Origin of the sequence: Allorhizocola rhizosphaerae (assembly GCF_003426775.1) — a bacterium.
Taxonomy (GTDB): Bacteria; Actinomycetota; Actinomycetes; order Mycobacteriales; family Micromonosporaceae; genus Allorhizocola; species Allorhizocola rhizosphaerae.
In genome coordinates, this window is the sequence record NZ_QJUG01000301.1 from 1 (window position 1) to 8,228 (window position 8,228).

6 protein-coding genes and 2 pseudogenes are annotated in these 8,228 nt (G+C 63.5%); 4 read left to right on the forward strand and 4 right to left on the reverse strand.

The features are described 5' to 3' along the window. The coding region (locus DM816_RS37790) for a transposase (RefSeq protein ID WP_211589027.1) at window positions 1–262 on the forward strand (262 nt) is incomplete at its 5' end. 434 nt (window positions 263–696) lie between these two features. Here DM816_RS37790 and DM816_RS37795 read toward each other — a convergent pair. Both DM816_RS37795 and DM816_RS37800 read right to left on the reverse strand, forming a co-directional pair. Next, window positions 697–2,100 carry an outer membrane protein assembly factor BamB family protein gene (locus DM816_RS37795; RefSeq protein WP_162908248.1) on the reverse strand — a complete coding sequence of 468 codons (1,404 nt, stop codon included), beginning with the start codon at window positions 2,098–2,100 and terminating at the stop codon, window positions 697–699. A 479-nt stretch (window positions 2,101–2,579) separates the two neighbouring features. Further along, window positions 2,580–3,542: an alpha/beta fold hydrolase gene (locus DM816_RS37800; protein WP_162908249.1), complete on the reverse strand. Its 963-nt coding sequence runs from the start codon at window positions 3,540–3,542 to the stop codon at window positions 2,580–2,582. Window positions 3,543–4,011: 469 nt separating this feature from the next. Between DM816_RS37800 and DM816_RS37805 the strand changes: the two genes are divergently transcribed. Then, the gene (locus DM816_RS37805) at window positions 4,012–4,461 is read left to right on the forward strand and encodes a hypothetical protein (RefSeq protein WP_117215308.1); all 450 of its coding nucleotides are present in this window, start codon (window positions 4,012–4,014) and stop codon (window positions 4,459–4,461) included. A 23-nt stretch (window positions 4,462–4,484) separates the two neighbouring features. Here DM816_RS37805 and DM816_RS37810 read toward each other — a convergent pair. Together DM816_RS37810 and DM816_RS37825 are read right to left on the reverse strand one after the other, a co-directional pair. Next, a pseudogene (locus DM816_RS37810) lies at window positions 4,485–5,279 on the reverse strand (IS630 family transposase); the annotation flags it as partial. 702 nt (window positions 5,280–5,981) lie between these two features. After that, window positions 5,982–6,431, reverse strand: coding sequence for a DoxX family protein (locus DM816_RS37825; RefSeq protein WP_117215309.1), 450 nt, complete (start codon window positions 6,429–6,431; stop codon window positions 5,982–5,984). 244 nt (window positions 6,432–6,675) lie between these two features. Between DM816_RS37825 and DM816_RS37830 the strand changes: the two genes are divergently transcribed. Beyond that, window positions 6,676–7,185, forward strand: coding sequence for a MarR family winged helix-turn-helix transcriptional regulator (locus tag DM816_RS37830; RefSeq protein WP_117215310.1), 510 nt, complete (start codon window positions 6,676–6,678; stop codon window positions 7,183–7,185). Window positions 7,186–7,252: 67 nt separating this feature from the next. Next, window positions 7,253–7,974 (forward strand): annotated as a pseudogene (locus tag DM816_RS37835) (transposase); the annotation flags it as partial. Window positions 7,975–8,228 lie beyond the last annotated feature (254 nt).

Consider the following 8,228-nt stretch of genomic DNA (forward strand, 5'->3'; position numbering starts at 1 on the left):
CCAGTTCCCCATCAACGCCGCGTGGCTGGAACTCGCCTTGGCTGGCATCGACCTGACCCGCTGGACCCAGCTCCTGCTACTCGACGGTGAGCTGGCCCGCGCCGAGCCCAAGAAACTGCGTTACCGGCTGCTGCACACCGCCGTCCGCATCGCGCGCACCGGACGGCGGATAAGGTTACATATCAACGCTTCCTGGCCATGGGCCACGCAACTGGTCGTCGCATTCGAGCGGCTGACCAGATTGCCACGTCCCGTCATCTGAAGCATCCGCCTCTGGCTATCCCACTCCAGTACAGGAGCGTCGTCGGCAATTCGAGGCCGACCGTCACCGCATGCCCAGCCTCACTATCCAACGGCAATCATCACTGAAGAAGATCAGTTCATACTCGATCAAGGCCTAACGAAAGAGGGAGGTCAGTCCGGATAACCGAGCCGGACACGGACGTCAACGACCATCAACCAGCTCCCGCCGGTTACGAATGATCACCACCGCGCGCGACGTTCGATGACCGAGTTCCGGTGTGAGCTGGGGTCGGGGTCGTAAGGGTCAATATCGGGTAGCTGTTGGTCAGACCCGGATCCGATTAGGAATGTGAATATCGTGTGGCCTTGAAGAACGGATGCCTTGCCAGCAACGATAATTGGGGTTGTCTAAGCACCAATGTCGTTGTTGTGGAAAGGACACCCGTTCAGCTGCTAAAGACCATAGACCGTCACCTTCGTGCCGTCGGTGGAATATACCCTGCCGTAGGTAGCCACGATCTGGTCGACCGCGCCGGTGAACGCCGGCGCGTTCAGCGGGGCACCGTTGACCGGGTTCAGGGTGTGCACCCGGTCGCCCTTGGCCGTGACGTACATGACGCCACCGGCAACGATTGCCCGCTGGTACTCGCTACCCGGAATGGTCCGGCTCCAGAATATGGCGCCGGTGCCGCGATTCAACGCGAAGACGGTGCCGCCGAAGGAGGTGACGTACAGCCTGGTTGGGCTGACCACTGCGAACGCCGGGCTCAGGTTCGACGCGAGCCAGGTCAGAGTGCCGGTCGACGCGTCGAGGACTTGGAGGCTGTGCCCCCACGCGACATAAAATTTGGTCCCCTTCTCGTCCGCCGCGAGCGGGCGGTATTCACGATTCGCTTCCGAATGGATGATCTTTCCAGTCTCGATGTCGATGATGACGCTCAACAAGGGCAGGACGGCCCATCCGGTTCCGGAAAGGACGACGCGACCACCTGCCGAGACCGGAAGTCGCATGTGCCGGTCGTGTGTCCAAATCAACTGCCCATCGGCGATGCTGTAGGCGCGTGTGTCCGTGGTCCAGCGGCTCTCGCCGGAGGCCACGACGACACCCCGATCGACGAGCATCTGCGTGATCAGGCCGTGGTCGTTGAAGTGCCGGACCACCGTGCCGGTCGCAGCGTCGAGCACGAAGATCCGCGCATGGTCGTCACCAGGCATGCCGGCCCAGTACTGCGCAGCCACAACGAGCTGGCCGGCCGCGTGAACGATCTGTGTAAGCACATACCCCTCGTCAACCGGCTCGAAGCGCCATCGCTGCGCGCCTGTCGCCTCCTCAGTGGCCGTGACACCAAGGTCATCCATTGTGTACACCAGTTCGTCGGCGACGAGTGGTGCACGCTGACCGATCCGGTCCGGGCTGCTGGCGTAGATGAGCCTAAGGTTCGGGACGGTCGGAACCGTCACGCTCGTCTCGTTGGGATTGAATCCGCTGTTGGTGACCAGGTAGCCGGGCATGGCCCACCAGCCCGTACCTGCCGCAGCGGCCGGCACCGCCGGGATCGCCACCGTCGCCGTGAGCACCGTGGCAACGGTCAACACCTTCATTGGCTTCACTCGATATCTCCCCGTTTGTGTGGCTCTTGCCAAGCCCGTTATTCCATACCTTTTCTCGTACGCCATGCCGGATGCGCCCTGCTGCTCCGGCGCCGCCGCACCAGTGATGGTACGGCACGGGACGATGTCCGTGGTTGCCTGAACAACAGCACGGTGGAGCAGGATGGTCGTACCCCTTGGGGCCTGTCTCGACCATTGTCGTCTCCATCTTGGCGGCCGGGCTTCACAACTCGGATCCTGTTGCATCCGAGCTCGACCGGTTTGAATAGCCCCAAATTTTTCCGAGGCTCCGAAACCTGCGAACGTGGGAGTCACTATGCCTGCACCGAGGAAGTACACCGACGAGCTGCGTGAGCGTGCTGTCCGGCTCGTGTTTGACATCCGCAAGCGCCAGCTCGTGCGCCAAGTCCGTGAGAAAGCGCCATCTCAATAGAGAAGCTACACGACTTGTAGGTTCTTACCGACAATGTTGGCTGCCGAGCCGTTGACCTCGACCTTTGCCGGCCGTTATCACTGAAATGTCGGCGGATTCTTCTCACCGACATGCCGCTTTCTTCGATCTGGTGTGCGTTCGTATCCATCGGAACGCTCTGATCCGGTGGAAACGGCGATGAGGTCATCGTCCTGTCCGCTGCCGAATCTGTTCAGAGTCACTTGGCAGAATCGGCTGATCTTGGCCTGTCGGGATCGCGGGTTTCGGTTGGCGCTGGTCGAGCTGGTCAAGCTCACCTCGTTGCGGCGAGGAACTGTCGGATCTGACCCACCACCTGGCCGGGGGCATCCTGGTGGATCCAGTGTGATCCGTCCAGTGTGACGACGCGGCTTTGCGGGTGCTCGCTGGCCACGGCCCGGTGGACTTCCACCCAATCCGGCATACCGAACTCGCGTACCGCCTCAACAGTTTCCTGTGCGAGGACCATCAGCGTGGGAATCGCCGCGTCGAAGCGTTGGCCCTGCAGGGCGAGGTCGTTGCGCAAGAACCAGCTCACTTCGTCATCGAGCAGACGCAGGTCCAACTTGGCGTTGCCGAGCAGCCAGTCCTGGTCCTGCTCCGCTTCGTCGAGCAGCGGGTTGGCCGGGAGCCAGATCGAATCGTCGCCGTTGATCCACCGCTCCACCCGAACCACGCCCATGAATCGCAGCACAGTCATGATGGGGTGGAGCCCGCCGTCCTGGGAGAGATCGCCCTCATACTCCCCCGGGGCCATCTGACCGGGGGCGCTGCTGTCCAGCCCCACGAACCCGGCCACTTCATCAGAGTAGAGCTCGGCGAACTTCATCGCGTACAGGCCTCCGATGGAATGGGCCACCAGCACGTAAGGGCCCGCAACACCGGCGCCGTGCAGCGCGGCGTGAATCTCGGTGGCCACGTTCTCATTCGACCGCTCTTTCGCCGTCGTGTCAGAAAAGCCGTAGCCCAGATAGTCCACAGTGGCGATGTCGAAGTCCTCGGCGAGAGGTTCCCAGACGCCCTTGAGCTTGTAGTACGCGCTGCCCAGACCCTGGCCGATCAAAAACACCAGGGTTGGCCCGCCGGAGTGCTCCGCACGCGAATAGACATGCATTCGGGCCTGGCCATCCACCTCGACCAGTTCACCCGGTACGTCGAGCCTCGCCAGGCCGATCGCGTTTGCCGCCTGGTTGACGCCTGTCGAGATGCCGAGCAGTGCGACCACGACGGCGAGCACTGCGATGACTGTGCGCCGCAGGCGCCTCTTCCACTTCCCCCTTCCCCCAGGCTTGAGTTGGTCCTGTATCGGTTCAGGCACCACGGAGACGCCAAGAGGTTCGGTCATGGCTCGATACTGGCGGGCGGGTCGACACCGTCGTATCGGGGGAATCAACGGAATCACACCCTGACGTGGCCCTGAGACTTCACGGGTGTAACGCCGGTCGACAACTCGACCCGCTTGCATAGGGCTTCGGCTATGGATTGGCTTTGTCTGTGAAATTCGGTACCGGTTGAGCGTGAGCGACGGTATCAGGCCACAGGCGTTATGCAACAACAGATCCGGCACATGGCTGCGAACCCGGGCACCGTCCACTCCAGACAGCAGGAACGGTCGCCGCAATCGCCGTGACTTCAGGATCAGAATCCGCCAACAGAATTCGGGCCAGCTCCAGGCGGCTCTCATAAGCGACAAGGCCTCTGGGCGCTTGTACGACGAAGACGACGGCGGCATCAGACTACGGCTGCTGCTGGACGTATCCACCATCGCCGCGTTCGGTGCCAACGTCGGCGTCGGCAAGGTCCTGCGTGAGATCGCCGAGGACGTAGAAGACGACAGTGCCGCGCCGTTCTTCGCAGTGACCGGGCCGAGCCTGGCCCCCGCATATGCCGCGGGCACCGAGCTCCGGATGCTCAACCTTCTGGTGACCCACCCGAACTGCGTGCTGATCGAGCGATCGGCCGACTCGTGGCAGGACCTCGGCTGGTTCATGCGCCACAGCCCCGGCAAATGGCACGACGTTTACGCCGCGTTCCTCGCGCAGACCGCGCTACAGCTGGGCGCCTACATTTTCACCGCGACGCCGGACACCTACCAGGCGTATGAGCCGCACACACCGGTGTTGCTGCTCGAAGAGCCGTTCGAGGAAGGTCAATGAGTGACGCGTGCATCAGGTACCTCGTCGGTGACGCCACCAATCCTCCCGGCGACCCAGCGGAAGACGCCTCGGCGGATGGCTACGCCGGTCAGGTCGGCAAACCAGCGCTCGACGAGGTTGAGCCACGACGACGAGGTGGGGGTGAAGTGCAGGTGAAACCGGGGATGCTTGGCCAGCCACGCCTTCGCCTTGGCGTGGGTGTCGGTGCCGTAGTTGTCGACGATCACATGTACGGCCAGGTGTTTGGGGACCTGGCTGTCCACGGTGCGCAGGAACCGGACGAACTCGTCGTTGCGGTGCCGGTCGAAGCATTTGCCGATGACCTTGCCGGTGGCCACGTCAAGCGCAGCGAACAAGGTGGTGGTCCGATGCGACTTGTAGTCGTGGGTCATCGTGCCGGCTCGGCCTTTGACCATGGGCAGGCTGGGCTGGGTACGGTCCAATGCCTGGATCGAGGACTTCTCATCCATGCACGACACCACCGCCTTGTCCGGCGGGTTTAAGTACAGGCCCACCACATCGACGAGCTTTTCCTCGAACCGCTTGTCGTTGGACAGTTTGAACTTCTGCACCCGATGAGGCTTGAGGCCGCGGGCCGACGAGATCCGCTGTACCGTCGCCGGGCTCACCCCGGCCGCCGCGGCCATCGTCCGGCACGACCAGTGCGTCTGGCCCTCGGGGTTCGTATGCAGCGTCCACTCAACGATCTGCGTCACCTTGGAGGCCGCGATGACGGGTTTCTTGCCCCGGCCATCGCGGACCTCGCCGACATCGGCCAGCCCGCGCTCGGCGAAATCGGCCCGCCAGTCGACGGTCGCCCAAGCGTGATCACGCCGGAAATCCTGCGCGCGGCCCGCGACATGCTGCCCAACCCGGACGCCAGCGTGACCACAATCGCGAAGCAGCGCGGGCAAAAACTGGCACTATCTACAACCACATCCCCGATCTGCGCGAGCTGCGCGCCGCCGGCCGAGCCCGTGCCCAACTACCCGAAGCGCGTCAGAGTCGAGCTAGATCATCCTCGTTTGCGGCTGGTGACACGCTTCGTACCGGCACCCGTGGTTCTTGAAATGACCTATGAGGGCTCCGGCAGATCGGCCCGGCCGGCGACTGGTGCAACGCACCTAATCGAAACCTGCGCTATTTGCTGAGCTGGACCCCGCTAGCCCCTCGGCTGGCCTACCACCAGCCCAGGGGCGGACACGTGGTGCTACTTCGGGTGTCGGTAACGAATGTGTCACCAGCCGCCACATTGTTGATCTTGACTTGGGGTAGTGCGCGGGCGGCTGGCAGGGTGCTCAGGATGATCGCTCGTAAGCCGATCCCCTCTGAACCTTGATGACCCTTGTTGAGCACTGGATGTTGCTGCCGGACGGCTCGATCTCGTCGTGCGGCGCCAGAAGGCAAGTTCTCGACGGCGCTGATCTCGAACTCGAGCGTGATCTTCTCGCTGACCAGGACGCCGCCGGTCTTGAGCGCGGCGTTGAGGGTGGCGGTCTGCTGACGCTGCCGGGGATGGTTCAGCTGGTGGCGCGGGTGGTGCGGCGGCCCGCGAGGGTGGACAGCCGCGGGGCGATCAGCCGGTCGAGGCTGAACCGCCCGGCGCCGACGGCGGCGAGTATGAGGGCACCCACGGCGAGGGCGAGCACCAGTTCAAAGCCGTTGTTGTTGACGAAGACCCCGTTGCCGGCGTGCACGAGGACGAACGCGCCCAGCATGTTCAGTGCCAGCAGCAGCCCGGCCACGGGCACGGCAAGGCCGATCAGCAGGGCGGCGCCGCCGACGGTTTCGGCGGCGGCGGCGAACAGGGCGCTCACTGCGGGCAGCGGGACACCCATCCGTTCAAACGACGCGGCGGTGCCGTCGAGGCCGTACTCGGTGAACTTTTGCCATCCGTGGGCGATGAAGATCACGCCGAGGCCGACGCGGGCTATGAGCAGGGCCAGGTCACGAACTACAGCGGTGGTCATGGAGCTTCTCCTCAGGTCGCGGGTAGCTGGGGTGAGACGTCGGACGATGCTTGTTGGTGCAGCCAGACGCAGGGCCGGTCGGTCGTTGCTGCGCGCTGCTGATGTAGTAGGCGGCAGTGGCGCGTAGATGGCTCGGTCAGGCGGCTTCCTCACAGACGTTCACTGAAGATTAGTTGTACCTACAACTGAGAACCATACAGGGGGGTCAGTTGTAGGTGCAACCAATTTGCCGGATGATGGTGCCATGGATGGGAAGTCGCTGAGTCAACAGGAGCTGGCAGCGTGGGTACGGCTCGCCACGGTGCTGGAACTCCTACCTGGAGTGCTCGACTCGCAGCTGCGCAGCGACGCCGGGCTGACGCACTTCCAGTACATAGTGCTCTCGACGCTGTCGGAGGCGCCGCAGCACACCATGCGGATGACTGCGCTGGCAGCGCGGACCCACGCGACACTGCCGCGCCTCTCACACGTGGCCCAACGACTGCAAGATCTCAACCTGGTGGAGCGGTTCCCCTGCCCCGACGACGCCCGCGCCACCAACATTCGGCTCACGGCCGCCGGCCTACAGAAGGTCCATGACAGCGCTCCGGGACACTCCGCGACCGTCCGCCACCACGTCATCGACGCCCTGACCGCCGAACAGGTACACCAACTGACCGACATCGCCACCGCTGTGCTGCGCAGGCTCGGCCCCCATGGCGCGACAGCCGCGTCGTACACCCGCTACGACCTGCCGGCCACACCCCCCGGCTGATGAACTAGATGACCTATTCCAAGGGGTGCGGCGGAAGACATAGACGAGGGTGTCCCACGATCATTGTGTGACGAACGATCTGGACACCCTCGCAACCGCACTGTACGTCAGAACCGACGACCTGCTCAAACAAGCCCCGGACCTGGCACCCTGGCGACCCCGGGTCGGGATCACACCGAAACTGACCGACGCCGAACTGGTCACCCTGGCCGTCATGCAGGCACTGGTCGGGTTCACCTCTGAAGCACGATGGATACGCCACGCCCGCCGACACCTAGGCCACCTGTTCGGCTACCTTCCCCACCAATCCGGCTACAACAAACGGCTGCGCCGGGCAGCCGCACTGATCACCACGATGATCAGGACCCTGGCGGTCGACACCACCCTGTGGTCCGACGACGTGTGGGTCGTGGACTCCACACCGGTCGAGTGCGGCCGTTCCAAAGACACCACCCGCCGCTCCGATCTGGCCGGATGGGCACAGTACGGCTACTGCGCCTCACATTCGCGTCACTCTGGGGCCTGCGCCTGCACCTGGTCTGCACACTGGCGGACTACCCGTCGAGTTCGCCCTGACCGGCGCGAAAGCCGACGAACGACAGACACTGCTGGGCATCCTGGCCGCCGAACCACCCTGACCGGGCACCGGCCCGGGCAGACCCTCATCGGCGACAGGCACTACTACGCAGAGATTTCGAAGACACCCTGACCCAGGCCGGGATCAACCTGCTACGCCCGGCACGCAAAGGCGAACCTCCACGCCCGGGCGCACATCTGTTCAAACCGCTAGGGACTGTGTAACGAACGGCTCTGTCTCCAAAACGGCTCTGTCTCCAAAACGGCTCTGTCTCCAAAACGGTGGTGACGGAGCGTGACGGCACGTCCTCTGTCCACTTTAGAGGGAGTGTAATGTAAACGGTGGAAATCGGACGAAAGGGAAATCCGATGAAGACCGTGACGAACATTCCGGTACAGACGAACACCGATGAGGCGCAGCCGGGTGCGGAGGAGTTGCTGGGCCGGGTGCTCGACGATGACACCGT